Annotated in this window: 9 protein-coding genes; 5 read left to right on the top strand and 4 right to left on the bottom strand. The window is 61.3% G+C overall.

The features are described from left to right. Nucleotides 1-85 precede the first annotated feature (85 nt). Together N6G83_RS37240 and yhjD are read right to left on the bottom strand one after the other, a co-directional pair. Nucleotides 86-1408, bottom strand: coding sequence for an MFS transporter (locus tag N6G83_RS37240; RefSeq protein WP_016930463.1), 1323 nt, complete (start codon nt 1406-1408; stop codon nt 86-88). A 329-nt stretch (nt 1409-1737) separates the two neighbouring features. Continuing rightward, complete coding sequence (yhjD, locus tag N6G83_RS37235; RefSeq protein ID WP_025304632.1) at nt 1738-2757, bottom strand: inner membrane protein YhjD; 1020 nt, start codon at nt 2755-2757, stop codon at nt 1738-1740. A 341-nt stretch (nt 2758-3098) separates the two neighbouring features. Here yhjD and N6G83_RS37230 point away from each other — a divergent pair, with 341 nt between their 5' ends. Then, nucleotides 3099-3965 (top strand): crotonase/enoyl-CoA hydratase family protein, encoded by an 867-nt coding sequence (locus N6G83_RS37230; protein ID WP_260516222.1) that lies wholly within the window; start codon nt 3099-3101, stop codon nt 3963-3965. Between the two features lie 16 nt (nt 3966-3981). On the opposite strand, the gene pdeR is transcribed toward N6G83_RS37230, so the two are convergent. Further along, nucleotides 3982-5976, bottom strand: coding sequence for a cyclic di-GMP phosphodiesterase (gene pdeR / locus N6G83_RS37225; protein WP_043142947.1), 1995 nt, complete (start codon nt 5974-5976; stop codon nt 3982-3984). A 536-nt stretch (nt 5977-6512) separates the two neighbouring features. On the opposite strand from pdeR, the gene spy reads away from it, so the two are divergent. Then, entirely contained in the window at nt 6513-7004 is a 492-nt protein-coding gene (gene spy, locus N6G83_RS37220) for an ATP-independent periplasmic protein-refolding chaperone Spy (protein ID WP_043142950.1), read from the top strand. 94 nt (nt 7005-7098) lie between these two features. On the opposite strand, the gene N6G83_RS37215 is transcribed toward spy, so the two are convergent. After that, nucleotides 7099-8316 carry a Tm-1-like ATP-binding domain-containing protein gene (locus tag N6G83_RS37215; RefSeq protein ID WP_043142954.1) on the bottom strand — a complete coding sequence of 406 codons (1218 nt, stop codon included), beginning with the start codon at nt 8314-8316 and terminating at the stop codon, nt 7099-7101. A 264-nt stretch (nt 8317-8580) separates the two neighbouring features. On the opposite strand from N6G83_RS37215, the gene N6G83_RS37210 reads away from it, so the two are divergent. The 3 genes from N6G83_RS37210 to N6G83_RS37200 all read left to right on the top strand — a co-directional run bounded on the left by N6G83_RS37210 (nt 8581) and on the right by N6G83_RS37200 (nt 15944). Further along, nucleotides 8581-9219 carry a TetR/AcrR family transcriptional regulator gene (locus tag N6G83_RS37210; protein WP_038630005.1) on the top strand — a complete coding sequence of 213 codons (639 nt, stop codon included), beginning with the start codon at nt 8581-8583 and terminating at the stop codon, nt 9217-9219. A gap of 478 nt (nt 9220-9697) precedes the next feature. Continuing rightward, nucleotides 9698-12721: an autotransporter serine protease gene (locus tag N6G83_RS37205; protein ID WP_260516221.1), complete on the top strand. Its 3024-nt coding sequence runs from the start codon at nt 9698-9700 to the stop codon at nt 12719-12721. A 118-nt stretch (nt 12722-12839) separates the two neighbouring features. Continuing rightward, nucleotides 12840-15944, top strand: a complete 3105-nt coding sequence (locus N6G83_RS37200) for an autotransporter outer membrane beta-barrel domain-containing protein (protein ID WP_409529440.1) — start codon at nt 12840-12842, stop codon at nt 15942-15944. The last annotated feature ends 136 nt before the right edge of the window (nt 15945-16080 follow it).

Here is a 16080-nt window from a genome sequence, read left to right as displayed (position 1 = left end):
CCGAGATAAACATCCAGCATAGCCCGGTTTTATGACAGGAAACGAACAACGCGTGCGGCCCCCGCAGTGAGGGGGCCGCAGGGGATCACAGCGACTGGTGGCGGGTTTCTTTCATCAACAGCAGAGCCAGTAGCGTCAACCCGGCCATTGCCGCCAGGTACATGCCGACGTAGAACAGCCCGTAATGGGCCGCCAGCCAGGTGGCGATATAAGGCGCCACGGACGCGCCGAGGATCGACGCGACGTTGTAGGAGAACGACGCGCCGGTATAGCGCACTTCGGTAGGGAACAGCTCCGGCAGCAGCGCGCCCATCGGGCCAAAGGTCAGCCCCATGATGCTCAGGCCGCACAGCAGGAAGCCCATTACCAGCGCCTGGTTGCCGGAGCCCAGCAGGGTCGGGAACAGAAACGCGAAGCCGATCATCAGCAGGGTAATGGCGATCATGGTCTTGCGGCGGCCGAACGCGTCCGCCAGCAGGCCGGCGATCGGCACCATCACGCCGAAACCGATCACCGCCACCATCAGCATCCACAGGAAGCTGTTACGGGAGTAGCCGAGGCCCAGCGGCTGCGGCGCGGTGCCGTAGGTCATCGAATACACCGTCATCAGATAAAACAGCGTGTAGGTCGCCAGCATGATGAAGGTGCCGAGGATGGTGGCTTTCAGATGCTTGCTCAGCAGCGTGCCGAGCGGCACTTTTACCTGTTTGCCGGCCTTGGCCGCTTTGGCGAACACCGGCGTTTCATGCAGCGATACCCGCACGTACAGGCCAATCAGCACCAGCGCGGCGGAGAGAATGAACGGCACGCGCCAGCCCCATTCCATAAACTGCTGGTCGCTCAGCAGCCAGGAGAGCAGCAGGAAGGTGCCGTTGGCGAAGAAGAAGCCGATCGGGGCGCCCAACTGGGGGAAAGAGCCGTATAGCGCGCGCTTTTTGGCCGGCGCGTTCTCCGTTGCCAGCAGGGCGGCGCCGCCCCATTCGCCGCCCAGCCCCAGGCCCTGGCCAAAGCGCGCCAGCGCCAGCAGGATAGGGGCGAAGATGCCGATGGTTTCATAGCTCGGCAGCAGGCCGATCAGCACGGTGGAAATCCCCATGGTCAGCAGCGAGGCGACCAGCGTCACCTTGCGCCCCACGCGATCGCCGAAGTGGCCGAACAGCGCAGAGCCGATAGGGCGCGCGACAAAGGCGACGGCGAAGGTGGCCAGCGACTGCAGCGTCGCGGTGGTCGGGTCGCCCTGCGGGAAGAAGATGTGCGGGAACACGATCACCGCGGCGGTGGCATAGATGTAAAAGTCGAAGAACTCGATGGCGGTGCCGACCAGCGAGGCGACGATGACTTTCCCGCGGGAATTCACCGGTGTAGACGCGTCGTCGGCGTCGAGTGGGGGTGCGATGGTGGCTTGCATATCTATTTCTTATTGTTGGAGGGGGTAAAAATCCATCTTAGTGACAGCATTCCGCCTTTTCAACGCTGTAACTCTGGGCTGCGCCGCCGCTAACCGGTTAAAAAGACTAATGTTTTACCGGGCTTCTTTTCTGTAGCGTTAAACGTTGAGAAATGGGTTTCATACAGAGGGAATGGCTGTAAAAACGGGAAAGAAAAGTGAATGGGTAGTTTGTTATGCTGGTTTTCCGAATGTCATGCCGCATGATTTAGAGGGATTGACTGGGTTTTTGCTTATTAACCAGAGGAAAGTGCCGGCGTGTGCGATAACACCGGCACGATTGCATGGCTTCAGGGGGCCGGTGGCTCGCGTTCCGGCAAGGCTTTGTCACCTTTGTAGTCGGCGGTAGCGATCCAGGCGGCACAAAACAGCGTCAAACGGGCGAAGAAGTAGAAGAACGCCATCAGCCCGATCACCGAGCCGAAGGCCGCGCCGGAAGGCGATTTCGCCACCTGCGGCAGCGTCATCGTCATCACGAACTTGATCACCTCAAATCCGATGGCGGCGAGCAAGGTACCGCGCAGCAGCGCTTTTTTCTTCGGTTTGTGGCGCGGCAGCATCCAGAAAATCCACAGGAACAGCAGATAGTTGGCGAAAATCGAGATCGACAGCGCGATCGTCGTCAACGCCGGCCGCAGCCATTCGATGCCGTCCAACCCCAGCGCGTTGACGATCGCCGCCTGTGCCGATCCGGCGACCGAGGTCAGCGACAGCGTAATGATCAGCGCGACCACCAGGCCGGTCAGCGAGATGAAGTCGCGGGTGTACTTGAAATAGATTTTCTCCTGATCCTGCGGATTGCGCTCCCAGACGTCACGCGACTGTGCGCGGATCGCCTCGCGCAGGTTGCCCATCCAACTGATGCCGGAATAGAGCGCCAGCGCCAGACCGGTCAACCCCACGGTGGTACGCTGCTGAATGGCGGTGTTGACGGTGTTCTTCAGCGTGCTGGCCAGCGTCGGATCGCTGATGCTGCCGACGATCCGGTTGATCAATCGGGCCAGCAGATCCGGGTTGGAGGCCAGCACGAAACCGGCGGCGGCGAATGACACCATCAGGATCGGGATCAGCGAGAGGAATGAAAAATAGGTGATGGCGGCGCCGAACTGGCTACCCAGCCGATCGTTAAAGCGTTCGGCCGCGCGCAGCAGGTGCGCAACGCTCGGCCAGGCTTTGATGCGTTCAATCAGACGTGAAAAACCACCAATGCGGCGGTCGAGGGTCTCATGGCCGGTCTTGATGGCGATAAGCGGCTTCGGCGGCGTGTCTTGTGCGGGCTGGCGGCGTTCCTGGTCTGGTCCTGTAGGCATTACTTCACGATTTCCTTAACGTTAAACGGCATGTATCCGTATTGATTATAGCCAAAGCCTCGCAGCGTTTTGAGCGCCGGGGCGGCAAACGGTCAATTTCCGAGCTTAACGCGTTAGCGCCCGGCATGAAATGCCGACGATGGCGCGATAGGTAAAATTCCTATGAAAAGCCCGTGGCGCCTCGGTTTTTTTCACTTCCCTACCTCCAATTTTTATCTGTTTCGTCGGCGAGAAAGCGTTTACTCATGATGTGGCGTCGCGCTTTACCGACCGCCGCTCCGCTGCAGCCGTAGGGGCTGGAACGGTCTCATCCGTCATCAACAGAAAAACTGGAAGGTCTTATGAAATGGCTTAATCACCCCACCTGCCGTCCGTTTACCGAAGCGGGCAATCTGTCGCAGCTTTCCGCCTACTATGAAGAGGAGAGGCATATCATGTGGATGCTGCTGCGCGCTGCGCCCCGCCCCTGCTTCAACCAGGCGCTGATCGAAGACATCATGACGCTGGCGCAGGCGGCGAAGGAGTCTTCGCTGCGATTCGATTTCTGGGTCACCGGCTCGCTGGTGCCGAACATGTTCAACGTCGGCGGCGATCTGCAGTTCTTCGCCGAAGCGATCAAAAACCGCAGGCGCGAGGCGATGATGGCCTACGCACGGGCCTGCATCGACTGTGTGCATGCCGCTGCGCGCGGTTTCGACACCGGCGCGGTCAGCATTGCCATGGTTGAAGGTAGTGCGCTGGGCGGTGGCTTTGAAGCAGCGCTGGCGCACCATTTCGTGTTGGCGCAGAACAATGCGCGCATGGGGTTCCCGGAGATCGCGTTCAACCTGTTTCCCGGCATGGGCGGTTACTCGCTGGTGGCGCGCAAGGCGGGCATGCGCTTGGCTGAGGAGCTGATTTGGGGCGGCGAGTCGCACACCGCAGAGTGGTTCGAGAGCCGCGGGCTGGTGGATCAGCTGTTCCAGCCCGGCGATGCCTATATGGCGACGCGCACTTTCATCGATACCATCCGGCCGAAGCTCAACGGCATGCGCGCCATGCTGCGGGCGCGTCAGCGCGTATTGCAACTGACGCGTTCCGAGCTGATGGATATTACCGAGGATTGGGTCCACTCGGCCTTCACCATTGAGGAAAAAGATCGCGCCTACATCGAGCGGCTGGTGATGTTGCAGGATCGCCACACCCTGAACCTGCGTCGTGCCGGCTAACGTTAACGCGCCCGCCTCACGCGGAAGGTGAGCGCGGGCGATAGGACTGCAGCCAATGCTCCAGCTGTTCCGGGAGCATTGGCCGCGCAAACAGAAAGCCCTGTTTTTCGTCCACGCCGACCTCGTCGAGGAAGTGGTTTTCGCTCTCGGTCTCCACCCCTTCGGCGATCACCCGGAAGGCCAGCGCCTCCGCCGCCGCGACGATCGCGCGTACCAGGGATTGCGATACCGGATTGAAATTCACCCCGCGCACGAAGCTTTTATCCAGCTTGATGGCGTCCAGAGGTATACGCGCCAGCTGCGCCAGTGACGAATAGCCGGTGCCGAAGTCGTCGAGATGCACCTGCGCGCCCAGTTCGCGTAGCCGGGTGATCAGCGCGCGCGCGCGGTTCTCGTCTTCAATCAGGCTGCTTTCGGTCAGCTCGAAGTCCAGCAGACAGGGGGCCATGCGATGGTGGCGCAGCACCCCGAGCAGGTCGTTGACGATGCCGTCGTCGGCCAACTGCCGGGCGGAGAGGTTGACCGCTACCCGCAGGTTCAATCCCTGTTCTTGCCACTGCGCTGCCTGGCTGGCGGCGGTCTGCAGCACCCATTGGCCCAGCGGGCCGATCAGGCCGGACTCCTCGGCGTAGGAGATGAACTGCAGCGGCGGGATCAGGCCGCGCTCCGGCGAATCCCAGCGCACCAGCGCTTCCACACTGTGCACTTCGCCGCTGCGCGCGTCGATTTTAGGCTGGTAATACAACACCAGCTGATTTTGCTCCAGCCCTTTACGCAGATTGGTGTCCAGCCACATGTATTCGGCGACGCGTTTGTTCATCTCCGGCGAGAAGACGGTATAGGTGCGTTTGCCGTGCTCCTTGGCGACGTACATGGCGGTATCGGCGCTGCGGATCAGGCTGTCGAGATCGTTGCCGTGCTCCGGGCACAGCGCGATACCGATCGAACAGCCGGTATACACCTCAATCAGGCCGATGCGGAAAGGGGTTTTCAGCCTGTCGATAATGCGCTGCGCCAGCGTTTGCAGGCGCTCGCGATCGGTTTGCGGCGCCAGCACCAGAAATTCGTCGCCGCCGAGGCGGGCGAGCACCTGATCCGGGCTCAGGCAGCCGAGGATCGCCAGCGCGACTTCGACCAGCAGCCGATCGCCGAACATATGACCGTAGGCGTCGTTGACCTTTTTGAAGTTGTCGAGATCGAGGTACACCAGGCCGAAGCTCTCTTCGCTGCGCGTAGCGATGGCGTGGTTGATCTTATCCTGGATGGCGTTACGGTTAGGCAGGCCGGTGATAAGATCGGTGTTGGCCAGCACCCGCAGCCGTTCCTGCGCACGGCGTTCTTCGGTGATGTCGGTGCCGGAGCAGATCAAAAACACCTCGTTCTTGCCGCTGCCGCTGTGCACGAACTTATTGCGGAACAGAAACAGTCGTTCGCCCTTGACCGTCTTTACCCAACGCTCCACCTCATAAGACGATCCGTTGCGGAAGAAGCCGGCGATGTTGCGCCGCGAGGCGGCGGCTTCTTCCGGGCTCATAAACAGCTGGAAAACGTTTTTGCCGATCACCTCGTGTTCGTGCAGCCCGGTGTACTCCTCGCTCAGCCGGTTGAAACGCTGAATGCGGCCGTGCTGATCGACGATCACGATCACCGAGTTGGCTTCGGACACCACCTGCTCGGCAAAGGAGAGGCCGTGCACCAGATCGCGCGCCACGGATGGGGTGTCGCTGAAGGCGGAAGCGGTGCCCGCCCATTCGAGGTTGTTGACGCGGCGCCCGACCAGATGCAGATGCAGCGGTTCGCCGGCCAGCGTAATGGTCAGCTCAAGGCTGGCGGTTACGCCGCTCAGACGGCGAATTTTCGCCGCGTCCATGGCGCTGAGTGCCACCGCGACGTGGGCTTTGCCCTTAACGGCGGACAGCTCCAGGGCATTGCTGTCAAACGCCAGCCGCCAGTGGGGGCTTTGGGTGCCGAAGTGGGCGTTAAGAAGCTCAGGGCCTTGGTCTGCGGGCATGATGATTCCTCAAAAGAGCACGGGCGGCCGGTCGGCGCAGCTCCGGGCAGCCTGTTGGCCCGAAAGCGATCGCCGTACGCATCTGTGCATCATATAACAGGTTTTTGCAGGCGGGACGGGTGATGGAAACTATTATATAAGCAATGATTAGTTTTGCGGTGTAAACGTCGCCCGGCGGCCGCTTGCCTTAAAGTGTAGGAGAACATCGGATCCTATGATGCTTGTACTGACTTCCCCCTGCTATCGGAAAACGGTTGAGGCAAGATTGCCGTGCTGGCGAGTAAATTATAGCGGTGAGGGGAAAGCGGAAAAATAACTCCACCGGGGGGATTTTTGCCGAGAAATTAAAATTTCCATCAAATAAACGCCATCTTCATAGTTTTCTCATAATTGGTGAATAAATCCGAGACGGGTTTTAAAAAGTTTACACACCCTCGCATTACTTGAATTTTATCAGCCTATTATTATCTCCGACGACGAATGGGCCTGTTAACGTACAGCGCTCCTGATGAAGAAAAACTTTTAAGGAAATGATTATGCGTAAATTGACGGCTTTATTTATTGCTTCCACGCTGGCTCTGGGTTCTGCTTCCGCGGCGTTCGCCGCCGATACGGTGACTGCCCCGGCGGCGGATGCGGCGCCGATGAAAATGATGCATCACAAGGGTGAAGGTAAAGGCGGCCCGTTCGCCGGGTTGAACCTGACCGAGCAGCAGCGCCAGCAGATGCGCGATATCATGAAAGAGTCGCACCAGAAGCGCGGGCCGGGCATGAAAGAAGAACGCCAGGCGCTGCACAATCTGGTCGCTTCCGACAGCTTTGACGAAGCGAAGGCGAAGGCGCAAATTGACGCGATCGGCAAAGCACAATCCGAACGCATGCTGGAACGCGCCAAAGCGGAAAATAAAATGTATAACCTGCTGACGCCTGAGCAGAAAAAACAATACAATGAGAATTATCAGAAACGCGAGCAAAAGATGATGGACCACATGAATAAAATGAAGGAGCAGATGTCCTCCGGTCAGTAATATCCGCTCGCGGTGAGTAAAAAAGGGCCAGGCTATTTGTCTGGCCCTTTTTCTATTTGGCGTTATCGCCGGCAGACTTTGTCGTGAGTGATAATCATTCTCCGCCGACAATGTGCTGGAAATGTTCGGCAACGGCCTGCGCAAAGCACGGGTCGTTAATATGATAAGGCGTTTTTATCAACCGGCGTTTGTCGGTGGCGTGCACCGTTTCTTCCAGCGCCTGCGTAAAGGCGGCCAGCGCCGCCGGATCCCAGAACGGTTGCCCGGGCGCATCCAAAGCCGATACGCCGCCTGTCGGGATAACGAAACGCACTTCGCCCGCGCAGGCGTTGATTTTTTCGCCCATCCAACGCCCCATTAACGCATTCTCCCGCGCGCTGGTACGCACCAGCGTCACTTGTGGGTTGTGATGGTGACGCAGACGGTTGGCATAGCGAGCCGGCACCGTATTCGGCGCGCCGAAGTTGATCATGTCTATCGCGCCGCAGGAGAGCACGCACGGGATGCCGGTACGCGCGATGGCACCGAAACGATCCATATTGCAGGGCAGCACACCGCCAAACAGGTAATCGGCCATTTCGGTGGTGGTCAAATCGATGGCGCCGTGCAGTTGGCGGTTATCGATCAGTTTTTCCAACGACCTGCCGCCGCTGCCAGTCGCATGAAACGTCAGACAATCCCATTGTGTTCCCAGTTCGGCCACCAACGCCTGAACGCAGGGCGTGGTGACGCCAAACGTCGTCAGGCCGATCGCGGGTTTGTTGTCGTGATAGTCGACGGCGGCGAAGTGCACTGCGCCGGCTATCTGGCGTGCCGCGTTGCCTAGCACCTGTCGCGAGATGCGGTTAAGACCGGCGAGATCGGTGACCGAATACAGCATGTTGATATCGCTGGCGCCGACATAGGCGGAAACGTCTCCTGCCGCCATGCTTGAGACCATTATTTTCGGCAGGCCAATCGGCAGCTGCTGCATGGCCGGCGTGATGATGGCGGTGCCGCCGGAGCCGCCCAGACCCAGCAAGGCGGCGATATCGCGGCGCGTCAGGATAAAACGTTCGAAAGCGGTTGCCATAGCGGCGATCGCCTGGCCGCGACTGGCGCAAAAGACCGCACCGGCGCCTGCCGGATGGTGGCGAGCAACGTCCTCTGGACCGATATCGGCCGGGGAGTCAAACGGCAAGCGACGAGTGGAAAGATCGACGGTTCGCGTGGGTAAATTCAGGGCAGCGATTAGCCGCCGTACATACTCCAACTCTTGTCCTTTCGTATCTGCTGTGGTAGCAATATAGACAAAATTTGAAGTTTCTTTCATGTGTCTTCCTGGGGTGTTTCTAATTTTTATTTAAAAATCATTTTATTATATTTTTTAGGGTGCCCTGGTGTTGGCATTTAAATTAAATTGATTAATGTATTTATATAATGAGACGGCAGTATCATTTTTGCAAGGGCAGCTCAGTGCAAAATGGGACTCCTGTCTCATTTTTGAGCTTTTCAACGTGGCCGGCGCTTTGCCGGCAGCCAGTCGACAGAGGCGCATCCTCTGTTGCGCAAGCGTGTGCAGATGTATGAGGTTTAAGTGCCGATAAATGCTTTTCCCACCCCGTTCGATCCTTCACTGACTTCCACACGGGCAAAAACCTACCGTTTGTTGCTGGCCAGCGCGATGGCGCTGTATGACGAAGGGGCGTTTCCTTCGATCACCGAGCTGGCGGCGCATGCCCAGGTATCGCGCGCGACCGCCTACCGTTATTTTCCGACCCAGAGTGCGCTGATTAGCGCCGTGGTGGCGGAAAGCCTGGGGCCTATTCTGGAATGGCGCCCGCAGGACGACGATGCCCTGAAGCGTATCCAGCAGTTGCTGACCTTCGCCTATCCTCAGATGGAACGGCACGAGGGAGCATTGCGTGCGGCACTGCAGCTCTCTTTGCAGCAGTGGGCGCACGCCACGCCGGGCGAAAAATTCGTGCGCGGCAACCGCAAGCGTCTGTTGGCGCTGGCGGTAGAACCGTTGCAGGGCAAACTGCCGCCGGATTCTCTACAGAGAGTGATTCATGCTTTCTCGCTGATTTACGGCTCGGAGGTATTCCTGGTGTTGAAAGATATCTGGGGGCTGGAACTTGAGGGCATTCAGGACGTCACGCAATGGATGGCCAAAGCCATCCTGCGTCAGGCGGAAGAGGACGCGACGAACCGCAAAAAAACATCAGCAGGATAATCCAATTTTTGCCGATGACCGAGTGAAAAACCAGCATAATTCACTGAGTGAATATTGGCAAAATTTATAATTAAAAGTGATAAAAGACGCCTGTTAAGCACTTTTCAGGCGGCCATCTCCTTCATTCGATCTTTGTTTATATTTTTATTTATCAGCGTATTAAGGTTTTTCCTCTCGCTTATTATCGCCGCTTCGCTACCGGCAAACGTCATTGCCATTTCTTATTGGCGTTGGCCTGATTCACCCCTGAAACGTTCTCTCCCCCCGCCGAACTGCCGAGTGACACATTAAGCGCACTTGAGATTGTTGTGCTTTATTTATTTGGTGTTACCAAACTGTTACACAAAAAATCTTATAAAACATTTGCAAACAACAACGGACGGTATCTGGGATGGAGAAGAAACTTAGAGGAGTCAAATCCGCTCGGGCGGCCTTCGGCTGGCCTGAAATCGGAGTTCATCGCGCACAATGGAGCGCGATGCTGATCTGCCTGACGGCGATCGGCGGGGCGCAGGCCTCCAGCTATATAGAGAACGGCAAAGCGGGCGATCCGGCCAGTTGGCGCAGCAGTGAGTTCAACGCGGAATGGGGGCTGGGAGCGATCCACGCCGACCAGGCCTACGCCGCCGGTTATACCGGAAAAGGCATCAAACTCGGTATTTTCGATCAGCCAGTCTACGCCAAGCACCCCGAATTTTCCGGCCCAGATAAGGTGATCAATCTGGTTACCCATGGCACTCGCGAATACACCGATCCCTATATTCCAGTGAAAAAAGGCGATGACTTCCGCTATGACGGTACGCCAAGCACCGACTCCAGCGGCAAATTAGGCTCGCACGGCACCCACGTGGGCGGCATCGCCGCCGGCAGCCGCGACGGTGGCGCCATGCATGGGGTGGCATTCAACGCGCAGATCATCAGCGCAGAAAACGGCGACCCCGGCCCGGAGGACGGCATTGTGCTCGGTAACGACGGCGCGGTTTACCAGGCCGGCTGGGAGGCGCTGGTGGCCAGCGGCGCGCGCATCATCAATAACAGTTGGGGCATCGGCATCACCGAGAAATTCGATGAAGGCGGGTATGACCCGGCTTATCCGCACTTCACGGTGAACGATGCGCAAAAGCAGTTCGATCAGATCAAAACGATCCTGGGCACCAAGCCCGGCGGCGCCTATCAGGGCGCGATCGACGCGGCGCGCAGCGGCGTGGTCACCATCTTCGCCGCCGGCAACGACGGTAACCTCAACAACCCGGATGCCATGGCCGGCCTGGCCTATTTCGTGCCGGACATCGCGCCGAACTGGCTGTCGGTCGCCAGCCTGCAGGATCCCACCAATAGCGGTGATTACAGCATCAGCACCTTCTCTTCCCGTTGCGGCTATACCGCCAGTTTGTGCGTCTCGGCACCGGGTACCCGGGTGTACAGCTCGGTGATCGCGGGCACCGGTGTGGACGACCTGACGACCGGCTATGCCAATAAAAGCGGCACCTCGATGGCGGCGCCGCACGTGGCCGGCAGCGTTGCGGTGCTGATGGAGCGTTTCCCGTATCTGAATGGCGCGCAGGTGGCGGAAGTGCTGAAAACCACCGCCACCGACATGGGCGCGCCGGGCATCGACGCGCTCTACGGCTGGGGGATGATCAACCTGGGCAAAGCCATCAACGGTCCGGGCATGTTGGTGACCGCCGAGGATATTCCCGAAGAATTCCGTATTCCGGATCCGACGGGCGTGGCTTATGGCCCGACCCAGTTCGTGGTCGATCTGCCGGGCGTCGGCGCGGTGCTGGACAAGGGTAAACCGACCGAGCGCGTCTGCAGCAGCGATCTTTGCGGCCTGGACTTCTGGAGCAACGACATCTCCGGCCACGGCGGCCTGACCAAGCAGGGCATCGGCACCCTGGTGCTGACCGGTAACAACACCTATGCCGGCCCGACGCTGGTCAATCAGGGGCGGCTGGCGATCAACGGCTCGGTCACCTCGGCCGTCAGCGTGCAGAGCGGCGGTATTGTCGGCGGCAGTGGCACGGTCGGTTCGCTGACCGCCCGTGATGGCGGCACCGTGGCGCCGGGCAACTCGATCGGCACCCTGAACGTGGCCGGCAACGTCAGCTTCGAGCCGGGCTCGCGCTACGCGGTGGAAGTGGGCCCGAACGGCCAGAGCGATCGGATCCAGAGCAGCGGATCGGCGACGATCGGCGGCGGCGAGGTGGCGGTGACGCTGGAGAACAGCCCCAACCTGCTGACGCAAAGCGAGGTGCGCAGCCTGCTGGGCCAGCAGTACACCGTCCTGAGCGCGCAGCAGGGGGTCAGCGGGCAGTTTGACGCGGTGGCGCCGAACTACCTGTTCCTCGGCACCGGGCTGAGCTACCAGCCGACCGGGGTGACGCTGAGCGTCGGGCGCAACGGCACGAGCTTCGCCAGCGTGGCGCAGACCTCGAACGAGCGGGCGGTGGCGGTGGCGGCGGATGCGCTGGCGGCGGGCAACCCGTTGTACGAGAGCCTGCTCACCAGCGGCACGGCGGGCGAAGCGCGGCAGGCGTTCCGTCAGCTGTCGGGGCAAATCCATGCGGATATCGCCTCGGCGCTGGTGAACGACAGCCGCTACCTGCGTGAGGCGCTGAACGGGCGTCTGCGTCAGGCGGAAGGGCTGGCGAGCTCGTCGGCCATCAAGGCGGACGAGGACGGCGCCTGGGCGCAGCTGCTGGGGGCATGGGACCACGCGTCGGGCGACGCCAACGCCACCGGCTATCAGGCCTCGACCTACGGGGTGCTGGTGGGGCTGGACTCGGCGGTTGCGGGCGACGGGCGACTGGGGGTGGCGACCGGCTACACCCGCACCTCGCTGCACGGCGGTTACGGGTCGAAGGCGGACAGCGACAACTACCACCTGGCGGCGTACGGCGACAAGCAGTTCGGGGCGCTGGCGCTGCGCGGCGGGGCGGGCTACACCTGGCACCGCATCGACACCAAGCGGTCGGTGAACTACGGGATGCAGTCGGACCGTGACACGGCGAAGTACAGCGCGCGCACCGAGCAGCTGTTCGCGGAAGCGGGCTACGGCGTGCAGGGTGAATGGCTGAACCTGGAGCCGTTCGTCAACCTGGCGTACGTGAACTTCGAAAACAACGGCATCGCGGAAAGCGGCGGCGCGGCGGCACTGCGCGGCGACAAGCAGCATACCGACGCGACGGTGTCGACGCTGGGGCTGCGTGCAGACACCGCGTGGCAGGTGACCCCGGGCACGACGGTGGCGCTGCGCAGCGAGCTGGGGTGGCAGCACCAGTACGGCGGTCTGGACCGTGGCACCGGGCTGCGGTTCAACGGCGGCAACGCGCCGTTCGTGGTGGACAGCGTGCCGGTGTCGCGTGACGGCATGGTGTTGAAGGCAGGGGCGGAAGTGGCGGTGAACGAGAACGCCACGCTGTCGCTGGGCTACGGCGGACTGCTGTCGCAAAACCATCAGGACAACAGCGTCAACGCCGGTTTCACCTGGCGCTTCTAAGCAACATCGACTCAATCCTTGTACGGGAACCGTCTGCGGGCGGTTCCTTTTTCACATCCTGCTAATGAGAACCCGGCGCACCTGGGGCGTCGGCCAATAACAAGCAAAAGGTAAGGAAATGACAACAACAATGGGTTTTGATAGCAAAGGAAACGCTCGCCGCTTGCCGTGGCGGCTGAACGCGTTGGTCTGCTGCATGGCGCTGGCGGGGTATGCACAGGCGGCGCCGCACGAGGTGAACGGCCAACCCGGCGATCCGGCCAGCTGGCGCAGCGCCGAATTCAACGCCAACTGGGGGCTGGGGGCGATCCACGCCGATGAGGCCTACGCCGCCGGCTACACCGGCAAAGGGCAGAAGGTGGGCATTTTCGACACTCCGGTCAACCGTCATCCCGAGTTCGCCGGTGACGGCAAACTGATCAACGTCGTCACCGAGGGCTACCGCGCCTATACCGATCCACACCGGCCGGGGATTAACGCCGGCGATCGTTTTTACTTCGACGGCACCTTCCACTTCTACAGCGGCTCGCAGGGCATGCTGAGCAATCACGGGGTGCACGTCGCGGGGATCAGCGCGGCGAACCGCGACGGCATCGGCATGCACGGCGTGGCCTTCGATTCGCAGGTGATCAGCGTCGATAACGATAACGACGGCCCGGCCTACGGCGAATTCCTCGGCCTGGACGGCGCCGTCACCAATGCCGGCTGGCAGGCGATGATCAACAGCGGTGCACGGGTGATCAACAACAGCTGGGGCGTCAGTATTCCCGATTTCCTGTCCGACGGCGGCCGCGATCCTAACGCGCTGCACTTTGAGCTGAAGGATGCGCAGGAACAATTCGATCAGGTCAAACCGCTGCTCGGCAGCCTGGCCGGCGCAGGCTATCAGGGCGCGATCGATGCGGCGCGCAAAAACATTCTGGTGCTGTTCGCCGCCGGCAACGACGGCAACTACAACCAGCCGGATGTGATCAGCGGGCTGGCCTACTTCGTGCCGGACATCGCGCCGAACTGGCTGTCGGTCGCCAGCGTGGCGCAGGATGCGGCATCGACCAACAGCGTGCCTTATACCATCAGCAGCTTCTCTTCCCGCTGCGGCTATACCGCCAGCTTCTGCGTCTCGTCGCCGGGCAGCAAAATCTACAGCACCGTGGCCAACGGTTCCGATCCGGCCAACCTGGTGTCGGACTACGGCAATAAAAACGGCACCTCGATGGCGACGCCGCACGTGACCGGCGCGGTGGCGGTGTTGCTGCAGCGCTTCCCGTACATGAGCTCGGCGCAGATTGCCGACGTGCTGAAAACCACCGCCACCGACATGGGTGCGCCGGGCATCGACGCGCTCTACGGCTGGGGGATGATCAACCTGGGCAAGGCCATCAACGGCCCGGGCATGTTCTATACCGTCGAAGATATTCCTGCGGAGTTCCGCATCCCGGATCCGACGGGCGTGGCCTATGGCCCGACCCAGTTTGTCGCCAATATTCCGGGGAGGGGCGCCGAGGTGGATGCCGGTACGCTGCACGCCAGGAAATGTGATGATGTCCACTGTGGATGGGAAATCTACTCCAACAACATTTCCGGTCACGGCGGCCTGACCAAAGAGGGCGCGGGAATCCTGGTGCTGACCGGTAACAACACCTATGCCGGCCCGACGCTGGTCAATCAGGGTCGGCTGGCGATCAACGGCTCGGTCACCTCGGCCGTCAGCGTGCAGAGCGGCGGCATCGTCGGCGGCAGCGGCACGGTCGGTTCGCTGACCGCCCGCCGCGGCGGCACCGTGGCGCCGGGCAACTCGATCGGCACCCTGAACGTGGCGGGTAACGTCAGCTTCGAACCGGGCTCGCGCTACGCGGTGGAAGTGGGGCCGAACGGCCAGAGCGATCGGATCCAGAGCAGCGGAGCGGCGACGATCGGCGGCGGTGAGGTGGCGGTGACGCTGGAGAACAGCGCCAACCTGCTGACGCAAAGCGAGGTGCGCAGCCTGCTGGGCCAGCAGTACACCATCCTGAGCGCGCAGCAGGGGGTGAGCGGGCAGTTTGACGCGGTGGCGCCGAACTACCTGTTCCTCGGTACCGGGCTGAGCTACCAGCCGACCGGGGTGACGCTGAGCGTCGGGCGCAACGGCACGAGCTTCGCCAGCGTGGCGCAGACCTCGAACGAGCGGGCGGTGGCGGCGGCGGCGGATGCGCTGGCGGCGGGCAACCCGGTGTACGAGAGCCTGCTCACCAGCGGCACGGCGGGCGAAGCGCGGCAGGCGTTCCGTCAGCTGTCGGGGCAAATCCATGCGGATATCGCCTCGGCGCTGGTGAACGACAGCCGCTACCTGCGTGAGGCGCTGAACGGGCGTCTGCGTCAGGCGGAAGGGCTGGCGAGCTCGTCGGCCATCAAGGCGGACGAGGACGGCGCCTGGGCGCAGCTGCTGGGGGCATGGGACCACGCGTCGGGCGACGCCAACGCCACCGGCTATCAGGCCTCGACCTACGGGGTGCTGGTGGGGCTGGACTCGGCGGTTGCGGGCGACGGGCGACTGGGGGTGGCGACCGGCTACACCCGCACCTCGCTGCACGGCGGTTACGGGTCGAAGGCGGACAGCGACAACTACCACCTGGCGGCGTACGGCGACAAGCAGTTCGGGGCGCTGGCGCTGCGCGGCGGGGCGGGCTACACCTGGCACCGCATCGACACCAAGCGGTCGGTGAACTACGGGATGCAGTCGGACCGTGACACGGCGAAGTACAGCGCGCGCACCGAGCAGCTGTTCGCGGAAGCGGGCTACGGCGTGCAGGGTGAATGGCTGAACCTGGAGCCGTTCGTCAACCTGGCGTACGTGAACTTCGAAAACAACGGCATCGCGGAAAGCGGCGGCGCGGCGGCACTGCGCGGCGACAAGCAGCATACCGACGCGACGGTGTCGACGCTGGGGCTGCGTGCAGACACCGCGTGGCAGGTGACCCCGGGCACGACGGTGGCGCTGCGCAGCGAGCTGGGGTGGCAGCACCAGTACGGCGGTCTGGACCGTGGCACCGGGCTGCGGTTCAACGGCGGCAACGCGCCGTTCGTGGTGGACAGCGTGCCGGTGTCGCGTGACGGCATGGTGTTGAAGGCAGGGGCGGAAGTGGCGGTGAACGAGAACGCCACGCTGTCGCTGGGCTACGGCGGACTGCTGTCGCAAAACCATCAGGACAACAGCGTCAACGCCGGCTTCACCTGGCGCTTCTGACCTTCAACGGTCATCACAATGACAACGGAGCCGGCATGCCGGCTCCGTTTTTATTTGCGGCTGCGGGGTGAGTCCGTATGATGGCGCGGCGCCAGGGCAATAAAAAACCGGGACCCTGACGGATCCCGGCTCAAAA

The sequence above is a fragment of the Serratia sp. PL7 genome, from assembly GCF_945957435.1.
Note: the sequence above shows the minus strand (reverse complement) of the source record. Positions and strands in the feature narration are given on the sequence as shown.